Origin of the sequence: Streptomyces sp. NPDC096046 (assembly GCF_040303285.1) — a bacterium.
Lineage (GTDB): Bacteria > Actinomycetota > Actinomycetes > Streptomycetales > Streptomycetaceae > Streptomyces.
Genome location: NZ_JBEOSZ010000025.1, coordinates 63,131 through 87,500 on the forward strand (window position 1 = coordinate 63,131; position 24,370 = coordinate 87,500).

General features: G+C 71.6%; 15 protein-coding genes and 1 pseudogene. 8 read left to right on the plus strand and 8 right to left on the minus strand.

Annotated features, from left to right (window positions below; all coding sequences use genetic code 11):
• Positions 1–52: 52 nt before the first annotated feature.
• Together ABTX62_RS22185 and ABTX62_RS22190 are read left to right on the plus strand one after the other, a co-directional pair.
• Positions 53–1,330: an amino acid deaminase gene (locus ABTX62_RS22185; RefSeq protein WP_352117784.1), complete on the plus strand. Its 1,278-nt coding sequence runs from the start codon at positions 53–55 to the stop codon at positions 1,328–1,330.
• A 13-nt stretch (positions 1,331–1,343) separates the two neighbouring features.
• The gene (locus ABTX62_RS22190; RefSeq protein WP_352117785.1) at positions 1,344–2,957 is read left to right on the plus strand and encodes an N-acyl-D-amino-acid deacylase family protein; all 1,614 of its coding nucleotides are present in this window, start codon (positions 1,344–1,346) and stop codon (positions 2,955–2,957) included.
• A gap of 21 nt (positions 2,958–2,978) precedes the next feature.
• Here ABTX62_RS22190 and ABTX62_RS22195 read toward each other — a convergent pair whose 3' ends face one another.
• Positions 2,979–3,905, minus strand: a complete 927-nt coding sequence (locus ABTX62_RS22195) for a S1 family peptidase (RefSeq protein ID WP_352117786.1) — start codon at positions 3,903–3,905, stop codon at positions 2,979–2,981.
• 160 nt (positions 3,906–4,065) lie between these two features.
• Positions 4,066–4,875 carry a hypothetical protein gene (locus tag ABTX62_RS22200; protein ID WP_352117787.1) on the minus strand — a complete coding sequence of 270 codons (810 nt, stop codon included), beginning with the start codon at positions 4,873–4,875 and terminating at the stop codon, positions 4,066–4,068.
• Between the two features lie 126 nt (positions 4,876–5,001).
• On the opposite strand from ABTX62_RS22200, the gene ABTX62_RS22205 reads away from it, so the two are divergent.
• Positions 5,002–6,213, plus strand: coding sequence for a pyridoxal phosphate-dependent aminotransferase (locus ABTX62_RS22205; protein ID WP_352117788.1), 1,212 nt, complete (start codon positions 5,002–5,004; stop codon positions 6,211–6,213).
• Positions 6,214–6,346: 133 nt separating this feature from the next.
• Positions 6,347–6,766: an SCO4983 family protein gene (locus tag ABTX62_RS22210; RefSeq protein ID WP_352117789.1), complete on the plus strand. Its 420-nt coding sequence runs from the start codon at positions 6,347–6,349 to the stop codon at positions 6,764–6,766.
• Between the two features lie 810 nt (positions 6,767–7,576).
• Here ABTX62_RS22210 and ABTX62_RS22220 read toward each other — a convergent pair.
• Positions 7,577–9,406, minus strand: a complete 1,830-nt coding sequence (locus ABTX62_RS22220) for a phosphoenolpyruvate carboxykinase (GTP) (protein WP_352117790.1) — start codon at positions 9,404–9,406, stop codon at positions 7,577–7,579.
• 326 nt (positions 9,407–9,732) lie between these two features.
• Between ABTX62_RS22220 and trhA the strand changes: the two genes are divergently transcribed.
• The 3 genes and pseudogenes from trhA (at position 9,733) to ABTX62_RS22235 (ending at position 11,572) form a co-directional block, all read left to right on the plus strand.
• Positions 9,733–10,446, plus strand: coding sequence for a PAQR family membrane homeostasis protein TrhA (gene trhA, locus ABTX62_RS22225; RefSeq protein WP_352117791.1), 714 nt, complete (start codon positions 9,733–9,735; stop codon positions 10,444–10,446).
• 52 nt (positions 10,447–10,498) lie between these two features.
• Positions 10,499–10,733 (plus strand): annotated as a pseudogene (locus ABTX62_RS22230) (TetR/AcrR family transcriptional regulator); the annotation flags it as partial.
• A gap of 107 nt (positions 10,734–10,840) precedes the next feature.
• On the plus strand, positions 10,841–11,572 hold the full coding sequence (locus ABTX62_RS22235) for a Mut7-C RNAse domain-containing protein (RefSeq protein ID WP_352117792.1): 732 nt from the start codon (positions 10,841–10,843) through the stop codon (positions 11,570–11,572).
• On the opposite strand, the gene ABTX62_RS22240 is transcribed toward ABTX62_RS22235, so the two are convergent.
• The 5 genes from ABTX62_RS22240 to ABTX62_RS22260 all read right to left on the minus strand — a co-directional run bounded on the left by ABTX62_RS22240 (position 11,563) and on the right by ABTX62_RS22260 (position 20,271).
• Positions 11,563–13,911: a galactose oxidase family protein gene (locus ABTX62_RS22240; RefSeq protein WP_352117819.1), complete on the minus strand. Its 2,349-nt coding sequence runs from the start codon at positions 13,909–13,911 to the stop codon at positions 11,563–11,565. The two genes, ABTX62_RS22235 and ABTX62_RS22240, sit on opposite strands and share 10 nt — an antisense overlap.
• 59 nt (positions 13,912–13,970) lie before the next feature.
• Positions 13,971–15,164 (minus strand): glycosyltransferase, encoded by a 1,194-nt coding sequence (locus ABTX62_RS22245; protein ID WP_352117793.1) that lies wholly within the window; start codon positions 15,162–15,164, stop codon positions 13,971–13,973.
• Positions 15,161–16,810, minus strand: coding sequence for an ArnT family glycosyltransferase (locus ABTX62_RS22250; protein ID WP_352117794.1), 1,650 nt, complete (start codon positions 16,808–16,810; stop codon positions 15,161–15,163). The genes ABTX62_RS22245 and ABTX62_RS22250 overlap by 4 nt, the downstream gene beginning before the upstream one ends.
• Complete coding sequence (locus ABTX62_RS22255; RefSeq protein ID WP_352117795.1) at positions 16,807–18,090, minus strand: glycosyltransferase; 1,284 nt, start codon at positions 18,088–18,090, stop codon at positions 16,807–16,809. The genes ABTX62_RS22250 and ABTX62_RS22255 overlap by 4 nt, the downstream gene beginning before the upstream one ends.
• Positions 18,091–18,237: 147 nt before the next feature.
• On the minus strand, positions 18,238–20,271 hold the full coding sequence (locus ABTX62_RS22260; RefSeq protein ID WP_352117796.1) for a thioredoxin domain-containing protein: 2,034 nt from the start codon (positions 20,269–20,271) through the stop codon (positions 18,238–18,240).
• Positions 20,272–20,569: 298 nt separating this feature from the next.
• On the opposite strand from ABTX62_RS22260, the gene ABTX62_RS22265 reads away from it, so the two are divergent.
• Positions 20,570–23,767, plus strand: a complete 3,198-nt coding sequence (locus ABTX62_RS22265; RefSeq protein WP_352117797.1) for a tetratricopeptide repeat protein — start codon at positions 20,570–20,572, stop codon at positions 23,765–23,767.
• Positions 23,768–24,370 lie beyond the last annotated feature (603 nt).

Sequence of the window (24,370 nt, forward strand, 5' to 3'; positions counted from 1 at the left end):
ACATGCGCAATGAAGATTGCACATACTGCAACATCACAGATCAGGAGAGTCCATGCCAGCCGATCCCGCAGCCGAGTCCCTCGCCCGGCTCGCCGCAGAGCGTGTCGACCACCGGTTCAAGGGCCTCCCGCCGGACGCCGACGGCCTGACGGTCGGCGAGCTGGCCGGCCAGCGCCGCAATCTCTTCACCGGCGGCTTCGCCACGCCCGTGCTCGCGCTGTCCGCCGAGCGCCTGGAGCACAACCTGAGGCTCATGGAGACCTATGCGGCCCGGCACGGCCTGGCCTTCGCGCCGCACGGCAAGACCTCCATGGCGCCGCAGCTGTTCCAGCGGCAGATCGAGCACGGGGCGTGGGGCATCACCCTGGCCGTGCCGCACCAGGTGCGGGTGGCGCGCGCCTTCGGGACCCGGCGCGTGTTCCTCGCGAACGAGGTGGTCGACGCGGCGGCCCTGCGCTGGATCGCCGCCGAACTCGACGGCGACCCGGACTTCCGGTGCGTCTGCTACGTGGACTCCGTGCGCGGCGTCGAGCTGATGGACGAAGCCCTGCGGGACGCCACGCGGCCCCTGGACGTCGTCGTCGAACTCGCGGCCGGTGAGGGCGCCCGGACCGGGGTGCGTACGGAGGCGGAGTGCGCGGCGGTCGCGGACGCGGTGGCGGGCACGCGGACGCTGCGGCTGGTCGGTGTCGCGGGCTACGAGGGCGAGGTGCCGAAGGCCGACACCGGGCGGGTGACGGCGTGGCTGCGGCGGCTGGTCGCGCTCGCCGCCGAGTTCGACAAGGCGGGGCGGTTCACCGGGCTGGACGAGATCATGGTCAGCGCGGGCGGCAGCGCCTGGTTCGACGCGGTCGCCGAGGTCTTCGCGGAGATCCCCGCACTGTCGCTCCCCGTGCTGAAGCTGCTCCGCTCCGGCGCCTACGTCTCGCACGACGACGGGCACTATCGCAGGCTGACCCCGTTCAACCGGGTCCCCGAGGAGGGCGCGCTGGAGCCGGCGTTCCGCCTGTGGACCCAGGTGGTCTCGCGGCCCTCGGCCGAGCAGGCCTTCGTCAACGCGGGCAAGCGGGACGCGGCCCACGACCTCGACCTGCCCTTCGCCCAGGTGGTCCGCCGGGACGGCACCGAGCGCCCGGCCACCGGCGTGTCGGTGACGGCCCTGTCCGACCAGCACGCCTGGCTCGCCACCACCCCGGAGGCGGATCTGGAGGTCGGCGACTGGGTGGGTCTCGGCCTGTCCCACCCGTGCACCTCGTTCGACAAGTGGCAGCTGATCCCCGTCGCGGAGGCGGACGGCACGGTCGTCGACTACGTCCGCACGTTCTTCTAGGAGGCCGGGCGCGGTGGAAGAGCTCGTCATCCGGGACGCCGACGTCGTCGACGGCTCCGGCGCGGACGCGTACCGGGCCGATGTGGTGGTCGGCGGCGGCCGGATCGTCTCCATCGTCAAGGAGGCCGCGGCGGCCGGTTGTCAGCGGCCGAAGGCGCGCCGGGAGCTGGACGCCGAAGGCCTGGTCCTCTCCCCCGGCTTCGTCGACATGCACGCGCACAGCGACCTGGCGCTGCTGCGCGACCCCGACCACAGCGCCAAGGCCGCGCAGGGCGTGACCCTGGAGGTCATCGGCCAGGACGGCCTGTCGTACGCGCCGGTCGACGACCGCACGCTCGGCGAGGTGCGGCGGGCGATCGCCGGGTGGAACGGACCGGGCGACGACATCGACTTCGACTGGCGCACGGTCGGTGAGTACCTGGACCGGCTGGACCGGGGGATCGCCGTGAACGCGGCCTACCTGATCCCGCAGGGCACGGTCCGGGCGCTCGCCGTCGGCTGGGAGGACCGCGCGGCCACCCCCGCAGAACTGGACCGGATGCGCCGGCTGGTCGCCGAGGGCCTGGAGCAGGGCGCCGTAGGCCTGTCGTCGGGGCTGACGTACACGCCCGGCATGTACGCGCGGGACGCCGAACTGACCGAACTGTGCCGGGTGGTGGCCTCCTACGGCGGCTACTACTGCCCGCACCACCGCTCCTACGGCGCCGGGGCCCTGGAGGCCTACGCGGAGATGGTCGCCCTGACCCGGGAGGCGGGCTGCTCCCTGCATCTCGCCCACGCCACCATGAACTTCGGCGTGAACAAGGGCCGGGCACCCGAGCTGCTGACCCTGCTGGACGAGGCGCTGGCGGCCGGGTCCGACATCAGCCTCGACACCTACCCGTACACCCCGGGCTGTACGACGCTGGCGGCCGTGCTGCCGAGCTGGGCGAGCGAGGGCGGCCCGGAGGAGACCCTCAGGCGGCTGGCGGACGAGGAGACCGCGGAACGCGTCCGCCACCACCTGGAGGTCACCGGGTCCGACGGCTGCCACGGCGTGCCGATCGAATGGGACACCATCGAGATCTCCGGCGTGCACGATCCGGCCCTGGCCGATGTCGTCGGCCGGACGGTCCGGGAGTCGGCCGACCGGCGGCGCGAGGAGCCCTGGGCGACCGCACGCGGCCTGCTGCTGGCGGACCGGCTGGCCCCGACGATCCTCCAGCACGTGGGCCACGAGGAGAACGTCCGGGCGATCATGCGCCACCGGGTGCACACCGGCGGCTCGGACGGCATCCTCCAGGGCGCCAAGCCGCATCCGCGCGCCTACGGCACCTTCCCGCACTACCTCGGGCACTACGTCAGGGAGTCGGGGGTGCTGTCGCTGGAGGAGTGCGTCGCGCACCTCACCTCGCGCCCGGCCGCGCGGCTGCGGCTGCCCGACCGGGGCCTGGTCCGCGAGGGCTACCGGGCCGACCTGGTGCTCTTCGACCCGGCGACGGTCGCGGCGGGCTCCACGTTCGCGGAGCCCCGCAGGCTCCCGACGGGCATTCCGCACGTCCTGGTCGACGGCCGGTTCGTGATCGAGGACGGCCGGCGCACGGACGTGCTGGCGGGCCGGGCGGTCCGCAGGACTCCTCCCGCGTGACCGCCCGGCCGGCACCCTGCCTTACGGCTTGGGCAGGGTGCAGCCGCTCGCGTACAGGTCGAGCTTGTTGTCGATCCCGAAGCAGGCGGGGATCTGGTAGGTCTGCTGGGCGTAGTTGATGCCCTCGCGGACGGTCACGGTGCCGTTCGCGTCGACCTCGCACGGGTTGTTCACCGTGCAGCGCTCACCGTCCTCGTTGCCGGTGTTGTTCACGGCGACGACCTTGTTGGTGGCCTGATCGACGACGGGTGAGCCGGACGTGCCGCCGATGGTGTTGCAGGCGGAGGTGTAACGGACCGAGTCCTTCCAGGTCCAGTCGCCCTCCTTCAGGCGGTACGCGAACCCGTCGACGGAGCAGCTGTAGATCCGCTTCCAGTAGCCGGAGGGGATGCTGATGGCGGTGCCGGCCACCGGGCGGGTGTCGTTCAGGGTCAGCGCGTTGATGTTGTACGAGCTCTTGATGCGCGCGTACGTGGTGGTGAGCTGGTACAGCGCGACGTCCGTGTCGGTCATCGTGCCGTAGGCGAGCTTGGCGGCGCGCAGGGTGGCGACGCGCGAGCCGGAGGCGTTGAGCAGGCCGAACGTACGGCTGGACGCCTTGTCGACGAGGACCTCACCGGGGCCGGGGAAGCCGGACTCCAGGCAGTGGCCGTTGGTCATCACGAGCGCCGGGTCGTCGGCCTCGGAGTCCGGCATCCGGACGACCGAGCCGGAGCAGTTGCTGAGTGCCACGGTGCCGGCGAAGTTCACGGCCTTGGCCGACGGGTTGGTGAGCCCGGACAGCGTCTGCTCCACGGACGTGACCACGCCCGAGACGGCGGACGTGACCGAGCCCGTGTCCGCGGCCTTGCCGACGCCCGTGGGGGCGGCGTCGGCGGCGGTCGCGGGAGCCGCGCCGGCCCCGGCCATCGCCAGGGCGCAGAACGCGGCGGCGAGAGGTTTTCTCATGGGGGGTCCCCTCTTGCGACGAGGCGACCGGAAATCTTCCGGCCGCCTGCACTGTTGTCATGTGCATTGTGATCGTCACAAGGGGGCGGCACAAGAACCTGTTGCACAACCGGAACGCCGATGTCCGGTCCGCGCCGGCTCAACCTCCCTTACCGGAAGGTCACTTGGGCCCCTTCGTACCGCCGCGACCGCGCCCGGGCCTGTCACCGGAGTTGCCGGGCGCCGAGGCCGTGGCGGTGGGGGCGGTGTCCGCCGGAGCGCTGCTCGCCGGCCCGGTGGCCGGGGACCCGCTGTCCGTGCCGGACGCGGACGGGGTGCGGCCCACCGCGGCGGACGGCGACACGGACGCCTGCGCGGACGCCTTCGCGGACGCCCCGCCAGACGACCCGTCAGAACCGCCCGACGGGCCGATGAGCGGAACGTCGGGGTTCGACGCCGGGCCGGTACCGGCGCTCTCCGCCGCGGACGTCTCCCCCGCCGTCGGACCCGTGCGGCCGCCCTCGCCGCCGCGCGCGCCCCCGGAGGGCCCACCCGACAGGGTGAACCCGGCGATCAGAGCGACCGCCGACACGGCCCCCACGGCACCGGCGGCGACCGCCACCCGGCGCGCGAGCCGCGGAGCCGGCTTGCGCCGGCCACGGTGGCCCGCAACCGGCCGAGGGCGCGCCGGCACCGCAGGCAGCTCACGGGTGTCACCGGCGCCGTCCGCACCGACGGCACCGCCCGTGCCGTCGGGGTGCGCACGGCCGGGGGTGGCGCCGGGGTACGCGCCCGGGGTGTCCGCGCCGTATCCCGGATCACCGGCACCCCCGGCCGTCGCGTCGTACACGTCCTGCCATCCGTGCGCCGCGGCCGGATCGGCGTAGGCGTCGTAGACCGGAGGCGCGGCGGACTGCGGCAGGTAGACGTTCGGGACGCCCTGCGGCTCACTGCCGGTCACTCCGTCGGCGTACTCGAATGACTTGGACATGGCGGCGCATTCTAGAGACTGAAGGTGCTGGTGGGACAGCGCGCGCCGATACCGACGCAAATCCCCGCGTCTCACGTGGCGGAAAACACGGCCCGGGACGCGTTACCGGGCCGTAAGCTCCCAGACATGCAGGTGATCCAGTCGACCAAGCTCGCCAACGTCTGTTACGAGATCCGGGGCCCGGTGCTCGAGGAGGCGATGCGGCTGGAAGCGGCCGGTCACCGGATCCTCAAGCTCAACACCGGCAACCCGGCGGCGTTCGGCTTCGAGTGTCCGCCCGAGATCCTGGAGGACATCCTCCGCAACGTGTCGTCGGCGCACGGCTACGGCGACGCCAAGGGACTGCTCGCGGCCCGCCGGGCCGTGGTCATGCACAACCAGACCCTCGGCATCGAGACGGACGTCGAGCACGTCTTCATCGGCAACGGCGTGTCCGAGCTGATCGTGATGGCGATGCAGGGCCTGCTGGACGACGGCGACGAGGTCCTCGTGCCCGCGCCCGACTATCCGCTGTGGACCGCCGCCGTCTCCCTGTCCGGCGGCACCGCCGTGCACTACCGCTGCGACGAGCAGGCCGACTGGATGCCGGACCTCGCCGACATCGAGCGCAAGGTCACCGACCGGACCAAGGCGCTCGTCATCATCAACCCCAACAATCCGACGGGGGCCGTGTACGACGAGGCGATGATCAAGGGCCTGACCGACATCGCGCGCCGGCACAACCTGCTCGTCTGCTCCGACGAGATCTACGACAAGATCCTCTACGACGACGCCGCGCACACCCCGACCGCCAAGGTCGCCCCCGATCTGCTGACCCTCACCTTCAACGGCATGTCGAAGGCCTACCGGGTGGCCGGTTACCGGGTCGGCTGGATGTCGATCTCCGGGCCGCGCGCCCACGCCGACTCCTACATCGAGGGTCTGACGATCCTGGCGAACATGCGCCTGTGCGCGAACATGCCCGGACAGCACGGAGTCGTCGCGGCGCTCAGCGGGCGGCAGACGATCAACGACCTGGTACTGCCGGGCGGCCGGCTGCGCGATCAGCGGGACACGGCCTACGAGCTGCTGACCCAGATCCCCGGTGTGACCTGCGTGAAGCCCAAGGGCGCGCTGTACCTCTTCCCCCGCCTCGACCCCAAGGTCTTCAAGATCAAGGACGACCGCCGCATGGTCCTGGACCTGCTCCGGCGCGAGAAGATCATGGTCGTGCAGGGCACGGGCTTCAACTGGCCGGAGCCGGACCACTTCCGGGTGGTGACCCTGCCGACGGTCGGGGACCTGACCGACGCCGTGGGGCGGATCGGACACTTCCTGGACGGCTACAGCCAGCCCTGATCCGACGGAGGACACACCCCACCGGACTGCCCGCTCACCCTATGTGCGCGGGCAGTCCTGTTTTGTGAACAACTCAACTTTAGACGAAATCTAAGCTAGGATGGTTTCCTGCAAAACCTCAGGAGGCCTTCCCATGTACGAACCGATCCGCGCCAAGTCGGTCCACAGCACGGTGGACGGCCCCAACCCGGACTTCCCCCACCGTTCCCGTGAGGAAGAGCTGGACATCCAGCTCGCGGGCCACCTCGCCGCCCTGCTCGCCGTCACGGACGAGCTGCGCGCGACGCAGGCCTCGACCGACCTGGACACCGCGGCGGAGCGGCTCGCGGAGCAGGTGAGCAGGCTGCGCGGAGGGCGCACCCCGGTGCGCGCGCCGATGAGCGGCCGGTCCGAGCGGGGCACCACCGCCCTGCACCGGCGGGCCCACGCCCTGGCGGGCCGCGCACTGGTCGTCGCCGCCTCCCGGGCCGACACGGCGGCCGCGATCCTGGCCGCCGAGCGGATGGACGCCCACACAGCGGCGCTGGAGCCTCGCCCCCTGGCCTCCCGCTGAGCCCCGCGGGGCTCCCCCTGACGGCCCCGGTCCGCGCGCACCCGCAGCGACGCGCGGACCGGGCGCCACTAACCCCTCCGTGCGGGCCACCGGGTACCCGCACCCGAAGCCGTCACGCCTGCTGGAGCCCGCGATGCGACTCCCCGGTCGCCCCCCGGCTGTCGCCCGCCCGCGACTATGCGCGGCTGGGGACGACCGGAGCGGCCGGAGCACCGAGGGCGGTGAGGACCGGTGACGGCGGTGCCGACGTGACTCGCGCGGCCGTCCGCCTTCGCCTCTGTCTCCGCCCGCACCTGACACCCACTGCCTCCCGGGCGCTCGCGAAGAGAGCTGCGTGCTCAGGAGGAGGGCGGGCGGGTCCGGCTGGGAGTCAGCGATCCCGGCCCCCGGGCCTTGCCCGTCCTGGTCGGAGGAGTCGGCGCCGAGGCCGAGTCGGGCCGCGGGCCGGCGCTGTTCGACGCGCTGGCCGTGCGGTGGGGCGTGGAGCAGGAAGCCGACCGCAACCGTGTGGTGCGAGCTGCTCGTCCGTGTTCCGGAAACGCCCGAGCGCCCCGGTCGACGTAGGCGGTCGGCCGGAGCGCTCGGTCATTCATCGGCACGTTCGTGAGCCCGCTGAGCGGGCCGCGCCGAAGCGGGCGGGGTGGGTCCGTCGCCGCCGGCCCCGTCGGGGCGGACGGGAGGCGATGACAGACCCGGTACCCGCACGCCGTTGTGCGGGGTCCCGCCAGTCGGTTCCGCGGCCGGCCGTGACGATGTTGCTGGTCAGGGCACTGTCGGTTCCAGCCGGCCGCGGAGTTCGGGGGGTGGGGTTCAGCCCAGGCGCTCCACCAGGGCGTGGTACTGGTCCCACAGCTCCTTCGGCGTGTGGTCGCCGAAGGTGTTGAGGTGCTCGGGGACCAGGGCGGCCTCCTCGCGCCAGACCTCCTTGTCGACCGTGAGGAGGAACTCCAGGTCGGAGTCGGCCAGTTCCAGGCCGTTCGTGTCGAGGGCGTCCTTCGTCGGCAGGACGCCGATCGGGGTCTCGACGCCCTCCGCCTTGCCCTCCAGTCGCTCCACGATCCACTTCAGGACACGGGAGTTCTCGCCGAAGCCGGGCCACACGAACTTGCCCTCGTCGTCCTTGCGGAACCAGTTGACGTAGTAGATCTTCGGCAGCTTGGACTGGTCCTTGTCCTTGGCCACGTCGATCCAGTGGGCCATGTAGTCGCCCATGTTGTAGCCGCAGAACGGCAGCATCGCGAACGGGTCGCGGCGCAGTTCGCCGACCTTGCCCTCGGCGGCGGCGGTCTTCTCGGAGGCCACGTTGGCGCCGAGGAAGACGCCGTGGTTCCAGTCGAAGGACTCCGTCACCAGCGGTACGGCGGTGGCGCGGCGGCCGCCGAAGAGGATCGCCGAGATCGGCACGCCCTTGGGGTCCTCCCACTCGGGCGCGATGATCGGGCACTGCGAGGCCGGGACGGTGAAGCGGGCGTTGGGGTGCGCGGCCGGGACGCCCGACTCGGGTGTCCAGTCGTTGCCCTTCCAGTCCGTCAGGTGGGCCGGGGTCTCCTCCGTCATGCCCTCCCACCAGATGTCGCCGTCGTCCGTCAGCGCCACGTTGGTGAAGACCGAGTTTCCCCACAGCGTCTTCATCGCGTTGGCGTTGGTGTGCTCACCGGTGCCGGGCGCGACGCCGAAGAAGCCGGCCTCGGGGTTGATGGCGTAGAGGCGGCCGTCCTCGCCGAAGCGCATCCAGGCGATGTCGTCGCCGATGGTCTCGACCGTCCAGCCGGGGATGGTCGGCTCCAGCATGGCGAGGTTGGTCTTGCCGCAGGCGCTCGGGAAGGCGGCGGCGACGTACTTGACCTCACCGCGCGGCGGGGTCAGCTTCAGCACGAGCATGTGCTCGGCGAGCCAGCCCTCGTCACGGGCCATGACGGAGGCGATGCGCAGGGCGTAGCACTTCTTGCCGAGCAGGGCGTTGCCGCCGTAGCCGGAGCCGTAGGACCAGATCTCGCGGTCCTCGGGGAAGTGCGAGATGTACTTGGTCTGGTTGCAGGGCCAGGGGACGTCCGCCTGGCCGGGCTCCAGCGGGGCGCCCAGGGTGTGGACGGCCTTGACGAAGAAGCCGTCGGAGCCGAGCTCGTCCAGGACCGCCTGGCCCATGCGCGTCATCGTGCGCATGGAGACGGCGACGTACGCCGAGTCGGTGATCTCCACGCCGAGCGCGGACAGCGGCGAGCCGAGGGGGCCCATGCAGAAGGGTACGACGTACATGGTCCGGCCGCGCATCGAGCCGCGGAACAGACCGCCCTGCCCCTCGGAGCCCTGGAAGATCTCCCGCATCTCGGCAGGGGCCTTCCAGTGGTTGGTCGGTCCGGCGTCCGTTTCCTTCTCGGAGCAGATGAAGGTCCGGTCCTCCACGCGGGCGACGTCGGTGGGATCAGAGGCCGCGTAGTAGGAGTGGGGGCGCTTGATCGGGTCGAGTTTCCGGAAGGTGCCCTTCTCCACGAGCTCTTCGCACAGTCGCTCGTACTCGGCCTCGGATCCGTCACACCAGACCACGTTGTCCGGCTGCGTCAGTTCAGCGATCTCGTTGACCCACGAGATCAGCCCCTGATGGGTGGTGGGGACGGGGGGAGCCGCGATATCGCGCGCCACGATTGCTCCTAAATGAGGGATTTTTGTGATGTCAGGCCCCGTGGGGGCTGCGACCCGGATGCTTCACGGAGGATCTTGGGCGCTCATCCGGTGCCGACCGCACTCATTTGATCATCCGACGCTCGCGCCCATCTGTCCAGAGGAGCGCACAGGTGAGCAACGTGAGGCTCGCCACGGTTTCTCGCGCCGCTTTACGTGCACGTTGCGTTCACCTGACCGACCGTTTGCGTAACCGTCACCGGGCCAAAGTGAGAGGATGGCCACTCTTCACCGGTCAGGCGCAGCCGCTGATACGTCACTTACGGTTCCGTAGCTACCATTCGGCCATGACTGCGTTCGTCCCCGACGCGCCCTCGGACTCGGCGGCCGACGGCCACGGTCCACAGGCGCTCTCCCTGCCTCACCCGGTGAAGCCGAAACTGCGGGGCTGGCTGCACCTCGGCATGTTCCCGGCCGTTCTGGTCGCGGGCCTGGTGCTGACCGCCCTCGCCGACTCCTCCAGAGGGCGCATCGCCTGCGGTGTCTTCGCTCTGACCGCATGCCTGCTGTTCGGTGTGAGCGCGCTGTACCACCGGGGCGACTGGAGCCCGCGCATGGACGGTGTCCTGCGCCGGCTGGACCACGCCAACATCTTCCTGATCATCGCGGGCACCTACACACCGCTGACCATGCTGCTCCTGCCGGACTCCAAGGGCCGGTGGCTGCTGTGGGGCATCTGGGGCGCGGCCGTGGCCGGGATCCTCTTCCGCGTCTTCTGGGTCGGCGCCCCGCGCTGGCTCTACACCCCGTGCTACATCGCGATGGGCTGGGCGGCCGTCTTCTACCTGCCCGACTTCATGCGCACCGGCGGTGTCGCCGTCCTCGTCCTGGTCGTCGTCGGCGGCCTGCTCTACAGCGCGGGCGGCGTGGTCTACGGGATTAAGCGTCCGAACCCCTCGCCGCGCTGGTTCGGCTTCCACGAGGTGTTCCACTCGCTCACCCTGGCGGCCTTCGTCGCCCACTACGTGGGGATCTCGCTGGTGGCGTACCAGCACGGGTAGGCCCCCCACCCGCTCCCCTCCCGGCCACGGCTCGCGAGCCGTGGCCTTTGGCGTGCCCGGCCATGACCCGCGTGACGGCTCCACCCCCACCCCCTCCGGCCGCCCCCGCCCGGGGCTGCGGGAACGGAACAAGATCAAGACCCGCCGGGCGATCCGCACCGCGGCCTACACGCTGATCGAGGAGCGGGGCTACGACGCCACGACGATCGAGCAGATCGCCGACCGCGCCGAGGTGTCGCCTGTCGACGGTCTTCCGGTACTTCCCCACCAGAGAGGACATCGTTGTCAAGACGACGTCCGGGATCTCGCCGACCGCGCCCTGGACGTCCTGGAGCACGGCCTGCCGAGCGGAAAGACCTGAGGCCGGCGCCCCGGGCCATGGCATCCTGACCGGGTGAACGGTCCCGAGATCCAGGTCCATTTCGCCCCCGAGCTGACGGTGTTCGTGCCCCGGGCCCGGGGCACGAACACCGTGCGGGCAGGCACCGACGGCGTCTCCAGCCTCGGCCATGTCGTCGAGTCGCTGGGCGTGCCGCTGACCGAGGTGGGCGCCCTGGTCGTGGACGGCCGCGAGGTGCCCTTCGCGCACGTCCCGTCGACCGGCGAGGCGGTGACCGTACGGGCCGTCGCACGCCCCCAGCGGGTCACGGGCGCACCCCTGCGCTTCCTCCTCGACGTGCACCTCGGCACGCTGGCCCGCCGGCTGCGCCTGCTCGGCGTGGACACCGCCTACGAGTCGACCGACATCGGCGACCCGGCCCTCGCGGCGCGTTCGGCGGCCGAGCAGCGGGTGATGCTGAGCCGCGACCGGGGTCTGCTGCGGCGCCGGGAGCTGTGGGCGGGGGCGTTCGTCTACAGCACCCGGCCCGAGGAGCAACTGCGCGACATCCTGGACCGCTTCCGCCCCGTGCTGCTCCCCTGGACGCGCTGCACGGCCTGCAACGGCGTGCTCCGCAAGGCGACCAAGGACGAGGTCGCCGACCAGCTCAAGCACGGCACGCATGCCACGTACGACGTGTTCGCGCAGTGCACGGCGTGCGGCCGGGCGTACTGGAAGGGCGCGCACCACGAGCAGCTGGAGGCCATCGTGGAGCGCGCCCTGGCGGAGTCGCGCAGTTACCCCTGAGGGCGTTTCACGTCGCCCTTGCCGCAGGCGGTCCCGTCCCGGTCGCGGTCCAGGCCCAGCGGGTCGTCCTTGCCGTTGATCTTCAGGCGGCCGTAGTCGTTCGCCTTGAGCCACTTGCAGCGTGCCGCCGTCGTCTTCTTGACCTCCGCGGGGAAGTCGGTCGGCACGCAGACGTTGATCGAGCCGTAGTGCCGGTCACAGCCGGAGATCGTCGGGCTGACCTTCTGCGCGGTGCGCTTCTTGCCGGGCTTGACGACCTTCCCCTCCGGCGCGTCCGCGAAGTCGTGGACATGGGCCGAGGCGTCCGTCGCCTTGAGCGCCTGCGGGCCCTGGAGATGCACCCACTTCGCCACCGACGGCACCCCGTTCGCGTCGACCGCGAAGAGCATGTACCAGCCGGGCGGGGCCAGGTCGGGGTTGCTCGTCACGTTCAGGTCGACGTTGTCGCCGTCGACGGACAGCGGCAGGTCCACGAACCGCTGGTTCGGGTCCGAGGAGTGCGTGACGGCGGCCGGGCGGATCAGCTCGGCCTTGGCGATGGGCCGGTCGACGGTGATCCGCTGGGTGTCGCCGTAGTTCCACTCGGTGTCGATGACGGAAGTGATCCGCGGGCGCGGGCCCTTGAACAGGTAGGGCGGGCTGTAGACCGACACGTCGTGGTTCCAGGAGCCGTTGCCCGGGTTGTCGCCGGTGGTCATCACCCGGCCGTCGGGGAGCAGGAACGCCGAGGAGTGGTAGCCGCGTGCCTCGGGGTCGACGGCCACCGGGTCGAAGGTCTCGGACTCCGGATCGAAGAGCGACGTCTCGTACACCGAATTGGCGCGGTTGTGCAGGGCGCCGCCCGTCTCCAGCACCTTGCCGTCGGGCAGGAGCACCGCCGAGACGTACATCTTGCCCTGGTTCCCGGTCTGCGGGACGGGGCCGTCGCCGAGGTCGACCGTGCCCTGCGGGATGGGCGGCCCGGCCACGTACGACGGGTTCGGCTGCTTGAGGTCGATGATGTCGGTCAGGCGGTTCGCCTCCGGGTTGGAGTCGATGTTGCCGCCGCCGAGGGTGAGGACCTTCTGGTCCTGCGCCGGGGGCAGCAGCACGCTCGCCGACTGGTCGCGCTCGTCCTTGTTCCGCAGGCCCGGTACCTGCGTGATGGTGTTGGCGCCGTAGTCGTAGATCGCCGAGCCGGTGCCGGGGATGTTGTTGCCGAAGACGTGGCTGCCCGAGTAGAAGAGGCGGCCGTCCTGCATCAGGATCATCGACGGGTACAGACCCCAGTAGGACCAGGTCTGGTTGACCTTCCACAGCGGCTGCCACTGCTGCTCGGCCTCGGAGAACAGCTCGGCGGTGACCGAGCCGGTGGAGTCCTCCTTCAGGCCGCCGAAGGAGATGACGTCACCGTTGCCGAGGATCGTCGCCGACGGGTACCAGTGGCCGTCGTTCATGTCGTTGGTCCTGGAGTAGGTCTCGGTCTCCGGGTCGAAGACGTACGAGTCCTTGTAACCCTGGTAGCCGACGCGGCCGTCCGCCGTCGGGTAGCCCTTGTTGCCGCTCATGACCAGCACCCGGCCGTCCTGGAGCTGGACGTGCCCGGCGCAGAACATGTCCTTGGGCGTGGGGATGACCTTGTACGAGCCGTTCGCCGGGTCGTACACCGCCGAGGTGAAGGTGCCGGCCTCGAACATCGACTCGTCGTTGCCGGAGCCCGCGATCAGCAGCACCTTGCCGTTGTGCAGGACGACCGAGTGCATCGAGCGGACCGGGTTCTGCGTGGGCAGCACGTCCCACTTGCCGTTCGCGCACTGCTCGGCGGTGCCGGTGCACTCCGGGGGCAGGACCGGGTCGGGCACCTGGTCCATCGTGTGGTCGTCGGTGGTCGCGGAGCCCGTGCCGTAGACGGAGACGCCCCAGGAGATGCGGTCGGTGCCGGCCGGGACCTCGGGGGTGCGGACGGTGGCCTCGGTCCAGTCCCCGGCCAGGTCCAGGGTCTTGAGGTCGGTCCAGTACTGCCAGCCGGCCGTGGTGTCGTGCCGGAACAGGGTGATCGCCGCGTCGGGTGTGGTCGTCTTGTACCAGAGGCCGAGGTCGTACTGCTTGCCCGGCGTCACCACCGGCGCGCACTCGGCGGACTCGGTGATCAGGGCCTTGCGGTCGCCGTCGGTGCGGCGGGTCAGCTCGACCTTCATGGCCTTGGCGCCGGCGTGCGCGTCGGCCGTGGTGGTGAAGGTGAAGTCGTTGTCGCCCCAGCCGGACTTCTTCCAGCAGTACGGCATGTCGTCGGTGCCGGCGGTCTCGAAGCCCGGGTTCTTGATGAGGTTGGCGGCGGACGCGGGCTGGGGCGTGGTCATCAGGAGACCGGCCGTGAGCGCGCCCACGCCTGCGAGTGCGGTTCTTCTCCGGTACTTGTTCACATGGCTCTCCTCGCGGTGCGGCCGTCGCGCACGGGCTTCTCACCGGTCCGGCGCGGCAGGTAGACCAGCGCTTCGGTGGCCGCGAAGCGCAGGACGAACGTCGTCACCAGCGCGAGCGCGGTGGCCGACAGCACGCCCAGGTGGAACTGGTGCACGAACAGCGCGATCAGCGGGATGCGCAGCACCAGGTCGGCGTTGGCGAGCAGCGCGAACCGCCCGGCCCGGTCACACCAGCGGCGGTGCCGGCGCCGCTCGCGGAACAGCAGGTGCTCGATGAGCCAGAAGTTCCAGGCGACGCCGAGCTGGTTGGCGAGGATCTCCGCCGGTACGTAGTGCATGCCGGCGGCGGTCAGCGCCCACAGGCCGGCCAGGTTCGGCACGAAGCCGGTGAGCCCGATCAGGCCGAAGCCGATCATGCGCGCGACCGGCGAGGCGGCACGCAGCCCGGCCAGATGGCGCAGGAACCGGAAGCCCTCCTGCGCGGTGGACTTGGACTGCCCGGCGAACCGGTCCTGGAAGACGAAGGGCACCTCGGTGACCGTGCGGGGACGGCTGCGGACGGCGAGTTCGAGGAGGATCTTGTAGCCGAGCGGCTGGAGGACCTCGGCGGTGACCGCGCCGCGGCGGATCGCGAAGAAACCGCTCATCGGGTCGCTGATGCCGTGCAGCCGGCGCGGGAACAGCGCCTTGGTCAGCCAGGTCGCCCCACGCGAGACGAACACGCGGTAGCTGCCCGCCAGTCCGGCGCGGCTGCCGCCCTCGATGTACCGGGAGGCGACGACCAGCCCGGCGTTCGCCCGCTCGCCGGTGGCGACCAGGTCGGGCACGAGGGACGGCGGGTGCTGGCAGTCGCCGTCCATGACGACGATCCAGTCGGACGTGGCCGCCTTCAGCCCCTCGACGACGGCGCCGCCGAGCCCGCCCACCGGCTCCTCGCGGTGCAGCACGGTCACGGGGAACGGGCAGTCCTGAGCCGCCTTCTCGATGACCTCGGGCGTGTCGTCGGTGGAGTCGTCCACGAAGACGACCTCGCAGGGCAGCCGGGCCGGGACGGCCTCGGTGATCCGGCGCAGCAACTGCCGGACGTTCGCCGACTCGTTGAACGTCGGTACGACGATGGTGACGGCGCCCGGTTCGGGGATCTCGGCGGTCTCGACGACCTCGCCGGGGACGGTGGACTCCTGGCTCATCGCGCGCCTCCGGCGGACGTCTGGATCTGGCGGATCTCGATGCGGTCCTCGCCGGTGCCGAAGGTGGCGACCGGGTGCGAGTGCTCCATGGCGGCCTTGACGTTGGGCAGGTCGGCCGCGTCACGCCGCACGGTCGGCGAGGCGACGACGTAGTCGAGGTCCTTCCAGCCGCGCGGCATCGTCTTCGTCACCGCCGGGTCGAGGTCGGCCTTGTAGAACCAGATGACGCCGAGGCCGGGCCGGTAGCCCTGGTGCACCAGGTCCAGCCAGAGCGCGTCGTCGACCAGCACGCGGGTGCGTTCCGGGTCCTCGACCTCGGTGGCCAGCCACTTGGAGGCGGCCTTGTAGGGGGCGTTGGCGTCGGTGGTGACGGCGATGCGGGCCCCGTCGTACCAGTGCGGGACGACGTGGGCACCGGCGGCCAGGGCGAGGACGGCGGCGAGCGCGTACCGGACCACGCTGACGTACCGTTTCTCCGCCTCGGAGCGCCAGCGGCTCAGCACCGCGTGGGCGACCGAGGCGGTTCCTCCGGCGAGGACGAGCGCGAGGAACGGCAGGGCCTGGATGACGTACATCGCGGGCAGGTAGCCGTTGGGGCGCAGGGCCAGAGCGGCGAGGATCGCAACGGCCAGGGCGGGTCCGGCCAGGGCGCGGGCGGTGACCGACCAGCGCCAGGTGACGAGCAGGAGCAGGGCGCCCGCGAGGCCGCCGAGGGGCAGGATCTTGTCGTAGTACAGCCACGACTGGAGCACGCCCCAGGAGCCGGAGCCCTGGTCCAGGATGAAGCCCGAACCGGGGCGGGTCATCTGGTACTTGACGCCGTCCCAGAGGGACACGTGCCCGCTGCCCGGTAGTAACTCGCCCTTGAGCAGGGCGAACAGGGGGTAGGAGAAGCCGATCAGAACGCAGGCCGTGACGGCTCCGGTGAGGGCGAACTTGCGGGTGTCCCGGTGGCTGTGGCGCCACATGGTGAGGAACAGCGCGGGCAGGACGACGAGCATCGTCTCCTTGGTGAGCACGGCCGTGGCGGCCGCGACGCCCGCACCGAAGTGGTGCCAGAGGTGGCGGCTCGGGGAGGCGGCCAGCGTGAAGGCCAGCAGCGTCCACATCACCGCGAGGTTGTCGAGGAAGATCTCCCGCTGGAGCACGACCGACAGCGGCGAGAGCCCGAAGAACACCATGCCGAGCGCCGCCGCCCAGCGGGGCAGCGCGAGGCGCCGGCCCAGCACGTAGACGAGGACCGCGCTGATGCCGCTGATCACCAGCATCGCGGCGCGCATGGTGCCCACGGTCATCGACTCGGGGCTGATCAGCGCGGGGATCCAGGTCAGCACGGCGATCTGGATCCAGCCGAGCGGCGGATGGTCGTACCAGTAGGTGTAGTGGGCCAGGCCGTTGCCCTGCTGGACCGACCAGGCCTGGGCGAGATAGGTGCCCTCGTCGTCACTGAGGGCCGGGTAGTCGGCGATGTTCCAGCCCTGCACGACGAGGATCGCCGCGAGGAGGAGGCCGCAGAGGATCAGGTCGGAGCGGGAGGAGCGCAGCCGGCTCGGCGGCTCCGGTCTGCGGTGCGCACCGGTCCGGGGCGCGGGCCGGCGCTGCGCGGGGACCTTGGCGGCGGTCACCGCGGGAAGGGTGGAGGTCACGCGGGAACGTCCTCTCGGGTCACGTCCTGCCGGCTCACGGCCGTCTCGTCGAGGTGGGCTCCGACATGGCTGGTCAGCTCCCAGTCGTTGCGGCCGCGCTGCTCACGCCAGACGGCCCGCACGGCCGCTCCGGCGAGCAGGACCTGGTAGAAGGGGCCGCCGAGGATCAGCTTCAGGAAGTGCGCGAGGCGGACACGCAGCCCGTACTGCTTGCCGAAGTCGTGCAGTCCGACGACCTCGAAGACGAAGGTGACCAGGGCGGTGACGGCCGGCAGGAAGGTGATGAAGGCGATGCCGACGGGCACGTCGAGGAACAGCGCGATCGCCACGTTCAACGGGATGATCAGACCGGTGAAGGCCTGCATGAACGGCGTCATCAGGGTGTAGCGGGCGAGCAGCCGCTGCCCCAGGGTGGGCAGTTGCTTCCAGTCCTTCTTCCGGTACACCTGAAGAAATCCCTGGTTCCAGCGAGTGCGCTGCTTCAGCAGGGACATCAGCGAGCCCGGCGTCTCCTCCCGGGTCACCATGTCGGAGTCGTAGGCGACGACCACCTTCTTGCCGACGCTGGACAGGCGTACACCCAGGTCGCAGTCCTCGGCGAGGCAGTTCGGGTCCCAGCCGCCGGCTTCCCGCAGGACGTCCGTGCGGACGAAGACGGTGTTGCCGCCGAGCGGAATGAAACCTTTCTGCGCGTGCAGGTGGAGCCGCGAGCGGAACCAGAAGAAGTACTCCAGGCAGTTGCGCAGGCTGTACCAGCTGGAGTGGAAGTTGATCAGCTGCACCCCGCCCTGCACGACGTCCGCGCCGGTGGTGCGGAAGGCGTGGTCGACGTGAGCGAGGAGCTCGGGATGGACCTGGTCCTCCGCGTCGAAGACCCCGACGACGTCGCCGCGGCAGTGCGGCAGCGCCGTGTTCATGGCCTTCGGCTTGTTCTTCTTCTCGTGCGTGTCGACGACCACCCGGACCCGTGCGTCACGCGCGGCGGCCTGCTCGGCCACGGCGGTGGTCTCCGGGTCGTCGTGCCCGACGATCACGATGATCTCGAAGCCGGTGTGGCTCGACTCCAGCAGCCGCCGGATCGTGTGGTCCAGCACGGCCTGTTCGTGCCGCGCGGGCAGTAACAGCGAGAAGGAGACGTGCTCGTCCCCGTCCGGGCTGCTGAACCGGGTGGAGGCGAGCACTTCCGGCGTGCGCCAGGCGTGCATCTGCCACCACAGCGTGAACGCCGCCATCCAGAACAGAGCAAGTGAAACCGCGGCGATGAAGACAGACGTCAGCAAAAAGATCCCCCCAGATCCCAGAACCCCCGTGTCGTGACGGTGTGCCGGTGCGGCCCCTCCCGTCACGCCACCGTGCAGAGATTAGGGGGGAACTGTGAAGCCTGAGGGCTGTTCAGATAAAGAGCGTGTTTCCGTTGATTCCCGACTTCAGTCGCTCAGCACCGCACGCAACCGTTCAACCTCCGTTGCCGGCGCGTCACATGTGAAGTTACGGCAGACGTAGGCCGCCGGTTCACCTCCGACCAGCGGACGGTCGCTGAGCAGCGGGAACTCCTCGCTCTCCGGCACGCCGACGGCGACGACGGCACCCGGCGCGGTCCCCAGAAGTGCCGTCCGGTGCAGGGACCTTGTGCCCTCGTCGTCGAGTGACGGCCCCACGACCGCGACTTCCCGCGGCCCGTCCAGCACGGCCTCCGCCACGGCGAGCCCCCAGCCGATGAAGCGCGGCACCCGCGGCCCGAGCGCCTTGACGACCCCGAGCGCCCTGTGCGCGGCGGCGCGGTGCGGCTCGGACCCGGTGTGCGCGGCGTAGCTCAGCAGGGCGCCCGCGGCCGCCGTCCACCCCGACGGAGCGGCGTTGTCGGTCGGATCCTGCGGACGGCGGATCAGCCGCTCGGCGTCGGCCGCGGTGTCGTACAGCGAACCCGACTCGGTGTCCGTGAAACGCGCCAGGACGTGATCGAGGAGGAACCCGGCGAACTCCAGCCACACGCCCTCGCCCGTGACGGACGCGAGCGCGAGGAAGCCCTCCGCGACATCCGCGTAGTCCTCCAGGACACCCGCGTTGGCGCCGGCCTGCCCGTCCTTGCTGGTACGGGTGAGCCGGGCCTGCTCGTCCAGATGCAGCCGGACCAGGAGATCGGCCGCGGCGACGGCGGCCTCCACCAGATCGGGCCGGTCGAAGTAGGCGCCCGTCTCGGCCAGTGCGGCGATCGCGAGGCCGTTCCAGGCGGCCACCACCTTGTCGTCCCGGCCGGGCGCGGGCCGCTCGGCCCGCTTCACCAGCAGCCGCTGCGAGATCGAGGCGATCTTCTCCGCGTCGGACACGCCCTCGCGCACCGGGAGCTGGAGAACGGACGCGCCCTCCTCGAACGTGCCCTCCTCGGTCACACCGAAGTGCTCGGCCGCCAGTGCGGCGTCTTCCTCGCCGAGCACCTCCCGCAGCTGCTCGGGCGTCCACACGTAGTAGGCGCCCTCGACGTGCTTACCGGTGCCGTCATCGCTGTCGGCGTCCAGCGCCGAGGCGAACCCGCCCTCACTCGTGCGCAGTTCGCGCACCATGAAGTCGGCGGTCTCCAGCGCGACCCGGCGCGCGAGCTCCGAGCCGGTGGCGCGCCAGAGATGGGCGTACACCCGGCACAGCAGGGCGTTGTCGTACAGCATCTTCTCGAAGTGCGGCACGACCCAGTCGCGGTCGACGGAGTAGCGGGCGAAGCCGCCCCCGAGCTGGTCGTACAGACCGCCCCGGGCCATGCGCTCACAGGTGTGCCGCGTCATCTCCAGGGCCCCCTGCGCACCGGTGCGCGCATGGTGACGCAACAGGAACTCCAGCACCATGGACGGCGGGAACTTCGGAGCCCCGCCGAAACCGCCGCGCTGCGGGTCGTACTCCCGGGTGAGCCCGAGCAGCGCCTGCGCGAGCTCCTCCTCCCCCGGGGTCCGCGCGTCGCCGTAGGAGATCTCCCGCCCCGCCAGATCCCGGACGATCTTCCCGGCGACCTCGGTCACCTCGTCCCGCCGCTCGTCCCACGCCTGGTGCACCCCCTGGAGCACCTGCCGGAACGAGGGCATGCCCTGCCGGGGGGCGGGCGGGAAGTACGTACCGAAGTAGAACGGCTCGGCGTCCGGGGTGAGGAAGACGGTCATGGGCCAGCCACCCTGCCCGGTCGCCGCCTGTACGGCCTCCATGTACACGGCGTCCACGTCGGGGCGCTCTTCGCGGTCGACCTTGATGTTGACGAAGTGCTCGTTCATCACGGCGGCCGTCTCCTCGTCCTGGAAACTCTCCTTCGCCAGGACGTGGCACCAGTGGCAACTGGAGTAGCCGACACTCAGGTGCACCGGGACACCCCGCCGACGCGCCTCTTCGAAGGCCCCTTCCGACCAGGGCCACCAGTCGACGGGGTTGTCGGCGTGCTGGAGCAGGTACGGGGACGTCTCATGAGCCAGTCGGTTCGGCATGCTTCCATCCTGCCTCACGACGACCGCCCGGCAGCGGAACCCGTTCCCCGCCCGCCGCCGCCCTTTGCCGTTGTCACGGGAGCCGGGCCACGCCGGACGGGCTCGACTCGGGAGTGATCAGGGGCGTGGTCGCCTTGACACCCCTTCCGACAGCCGGCCCGGCACTCGCACACAGCAGCGCACGGACCCCCGGAGCCGAGTCACCGGACCGCACACGTTGATCGTCGCCCCCTCGCGCTCACGCCTCCCACCAAGGACACTTCTCAGCACAGAAGTTGTGGCCGGAGGGGGACGTGACATGCGGGACGGTCATCGGGTGGAGGCCGAGCGGCTGTTGGCGCGGGCCGTCGAGGAGGAGGTGCGCCGCTCGGGCGGGCGCAGCGACGGGAAGGTGCTGCTCGCGCGGGCACGCGGGGCGCTCGACGTGATGGCGCGGAGCGCGTCCGAGGAGTACGAGGCGTACACGCGCGCCCTGGACGAGGCGGCGGCCGGTCAGCTCACCTTCGGGCAGCGCTACGCCCGGGAGGGCGCCGGGACGGCGCTGCTGGTGGCCGGGGTGGCGGCGGTCGCGGCCGTGGCCGCCGACATGGCCCTGGGCACGGGGACCGGGACCGCTCTCGGGGCGGGTGCGACGGTGGGTGTCGCGGGGGCGGCGGCGACGGTGGTGAAGGTGGTCGGATCGCATCTGCCGGCCGCGAGCCGTCGCGCCGGGGCCGCGAGCCAGCCGGGCGGGCCCGAGCAGTTGCGGCTGCAGTGGCTGACCGCGCTGGAGGTGCGGGGCATCCGCCCGTTCCTGGACCAGCAGCGGGTGCTCGCGGCCTCGACCGGGCCGAAGAAGACGGGGCCACGGCTGCGGGGCGCGGACAAGAGCGCGGCGGCGCGCGGACGCAACGTGCTGGAGCAGTCCTTCGGGCAACTCCCGGAACCGGCCGAGCCGTTCGCGGGGCGACGGCACGAGCTGGCGCAGATCCGGCAGTGGGTGCAGGCGGCCCGGGCGAGCACGGAGACGCGGCCGACGGTCGTCGTCCTGCACGGCCGGCCCGGCAGCGGCCGCACGACGCTCGCGGTGCACGCCACGCACGATCTGAAGGACTACTTCCGCGGTGCCTGCGTCGTCGACCTCCGCGCGGACGGCCCGGGCGAGTCCCCGCTGTCCACCCGCGACGCCCTGCTGCATCTGCTGAACCGGCTCGGCGCGCCCCGTGAGCAGCTGCTGTTCCGTGAGCGCTCCTCCCCCGACCAGCAGGTCAAGCGGCTGAGCGAGCTGTACCACCAGCATCTGACGGGCCTGCCGGTGACGGTCGTCCTCGACGACGCCGCGGACGCCGAGCAGATCCGCGCCCTGGTTCCGGAGCGGTCCGACAGTCTGGTGCTGGTGACCGCGCGGGGCCCGCTGGAGCCGGCGGGGCTGCCGGCGCGGGTGCATCAGCTGGCGGTGGCGCCGCTGGACGCCGCCGGTGCGGAGGAATTGCTGGGGGCGGTGGCCCAGGACCGTTCCGGACCGTACGACGCCGAGTCCGCGGACCGGGTCCGGGAGCTGTGCGGCGGGCTGCCGCTGGCGCTGCGCGCCGCCGGTTCGTGCCTGGGTCCGCGTTCCCCGCGCGCGCTGGCCGCGGACCTGGCCGCCTACGGCCCGGTGGAGCCGGTGGAGCGTGCCCTGTGGCTGCGCTACACGGACCAGCCGGAGACGGTACGGCGGCTGCTGCGCCGGCTGGCCCTGGCCGGGCGGGCCTCGCTGGGCGCCGCCGCTGCCGCAGCGCTGCTGGCGACCGACGAGGCGGAGGCGAAGCGCCACTTGCAGGCCCTGACCGGCGCCGGTCTGATCGACCACGTCCGGGGCGATCGCTACCGGCTGCACGACCTGGTGCGTTCCTTCGCCCAGGCCCGCCTTCTCGACGAGGAGGAGCCGGCCGAGCGCACGGCGGCGCAGGAGCGGCTGATCGTGAACTACGCCGAGCTGGCCGACTCGGTGCTGCGGATGGTCGACGGCAACATGTCGACCCGCACCAACCGCTTCAGCCCGTACGGTTTCACGTCCCTCGACGAGGCGCTGCGCTGGCTGGACGACGAGTCGAGCTTCATCACGGCGGCGCTGCGGCATGCCGAGGGCGTGGACCAGGCGGCGGTGCTGAACCTGCTGGGCGCCCTGTGCGACTACTGCCTGCTGCGGGGAGACCTCTACCGCCTGGGCGAAATCAGTGAACTGGCCCAGGCGGTGGACGAGGGTCTGCTGGTCCGCTCGGTGCAGTGGCGTACGGGCATCGCGGCGCGGCAGCTGGGCGAGCTGGACAAGGCCCGCACAACGCTCACGTCGGTCGTGGACCTCTACCGGGAGGCCCATCACGACGCCGGTGCGGCCCGCGCCCTGTGCTCCCTCGGCATCACCCTGCACCATCAGGGCAACCTGACCGAGGCGTCGGAGAAACTGCGTGAGGCCCTCGCGCTTCAGGCCTCGCCCGCGCTGGCCGTGGACCGGGCGTGGACGATGCACGCGCTCGCGGCGGTGGAGCGGGACCGGTCCCGGTTGGCGGAGGCGCTGGAGCTGCTGACCGAGTCGCTGGTCCTGCATCGCCGGGGCGAGTCCGTGCACGGCCAGGCGTGGGCGCACTTCCAGCTCGGTCAGCTGGGTCTGCGCATGGGGGACGTCCCGCGTGCCGAGTCGGAGCTGCGGGCGGCTCTGGAGCTGTACGGCCGGACCCGTGACGCACGTGGTGAGGCCTGGGCTCTGACGCAGCTGGCCAGGGCGCTGCTGGTCGCCGGGGACGCGTCGCAGGCGGTGGAGGAGCTGCGCGGGGCCGCCGCGCGGCACCGCGACAACGAGGACGCGCGCGGCGAGGCCTGGACGCTGTACTACCTGGGCCAGGCCCTGGAGGAGACGGGCGGCCTCGACCAGGCGGTCCGCGAGCTGGAACGCGCCCGCACGATGTTCTCGCGGATGCGCGATGTGTACGGCCTGGCCTGTGCCCGGCACCACTCGGCCCGTGTCACCCGCGACCAGCGAGCGGCCCAGACGGGTTCCCTGCGGAACTCGGGGTTCGCGCGGCAACTGCTGGTCGACGCGCGGGCGGACTTCCGGCGCATCGGTGTCGCCCATGGCGAGGCGTGGACGTGCCTGGAGCTGGCGGTCGTGGACGCGGGCAACGCCCGCACGCAGCAGGCTCTCGGCCTGTGCGACGAGGCGGTGGAGCTGTTCGCGTCGTACGGCGACCGCCGGGGCGAGGACTGGGCCCGCTTCCTGCGCTGCACCCTGCTCCCCTACGCCGCCCCGGGCGGCACGGAGATCGGCACGGCGGTCGCCCAGGAGGAACTGGCGCAGTTGTCCCGCGCCGGCCACCCTCTGCGCGACCAGAAGCTGGACGACTGCCTCGACGCGTACCAGCTGCTGCTGGAGCGCGGGATCACCCTGGAGGCGGGCTGGCAGGCCTGGCGTCTCGGCATGGTGCCGAACCGGCATGCGCGCGAGGTGATGGGTGTGGCCGTGGAGCCGAAGCCGTAGGCCACGGTCGGCCGTGGGCCCACGGTCGGCCGTAGGCCCACTACTGACGCCGGGCCCCGGCCGCCGGCGGCGCTCCCCGCGCAGATGCGCGGGGCTTGGCGGGGCCTCGCGGGGCTTCCATCAGCGACGCTCCTCGCCCCGGCCGGGTTGCCCGTCGGCGGCGATCCTCGCAGGTGCGCAGGCACTTCCGTCAGCGACGCTCCCCCTGCGCGCGGCGCCCCTCTCGGCGGCGATCCTCGCCCCGGCCCGGTGCCCGTCGGCGGCGCTCCTCGCTGCGGCTCAGTACCCGGCGACGGCGCGTGCCGACCACCCGCGCGGGGCCCCGGTCGGCAGCGTGCCTCGCAGATGCGCGGGACTTCCGTCAGCGACGCTTTCCAAGCCGCGCGAGGCCCGTCCGGAGAGCCCCTCCCTACGGCCGGATGCCCGTCGGCGGCGCCCCTCCCTGCCGACGGGTGCCCGTCGGCAGGGACGTGCCGACCACCCGCGCGGGACCCCCGGTCGCCAGCATGCCTCGCAGATGCGCGGGACTTCCGTCAGCGACGCTTTCCAAGCCGCGCGAGGCCCGTCCGGAGAGCCCCTCCCTACGGCCGGATGCCCGTCGGC

Coding starts and splice junctions, on each gene's coding strand:
- ABTX62_RS22185 (WP_352117784.1), top strand. CDS start 53: ATGCCAGCCGATCCCGCAGCCGAGTCCCTCGCCCGGCTCGCCGCAGAG.
- ABTX62_RS22195 (WP_352117786.1), bottom strand. CDS start 3,905: ATGAGAAAACCTCTCGCCGCCGCGTTCTGCGCCCTGGCGATGGCCGGG.
- ABTX62_RS22200 (WP_352117787.1), bottom strand. CDS start 4,875: ATGTCCAAGTCATTCGAGTACGCCGACGGAGTGACCGGCAGTGAGCCG.
- ABTX62_RS22205 (WP_352117788.1), top strand. CDS start 5,002: ATGCAGGTGATCCAGTCGACCAAGCTCGCCAACGTCTGTTACGAGATC.
- ABTX62_RS22210 (WP_352117789.1), top strand. CDS start 6,347: ATGTACGAACCGATCCGCGCCAAGTCGGTCCACAGCACGGTGGACGGC.
- trhA (WP_352117791.1), top strand. CDS start 9,733: ATGACTGCGTTCGTCCCCGACGCGCCCTCGGACTCGGCGGCCGACGGC.
- ABTX62_RS22240 (WP_352117819.1), bottom strand. CDS start 13,911: ATGACCACGCCCCAGCCCGCGTCCGCCGCCAACCTCATCAAGAACCCG.
- ABTX62_RS22245 (WP_352117793.1), bottom strand. CDS start 15,164: ATGAGCCAGGAGTCCACCGTCCCCGGCGAGGTCGTCGAGACCGCCGAG.
- ABTX62_RS22260 (WP_352117796.1), bottom strand. CDS start 20,271: ATGCCGAACCGACTGGCTCATGAGACGTCCCCGTACCTGCTCCAGCAC.
- ABTX62_RS22265 (WP_352117797.1), top strand. CDS start 20,570: ATGCGGGACGGTCATCGGGTGGAGGCCGAGCGGCTGTTGGCGCGGGCC.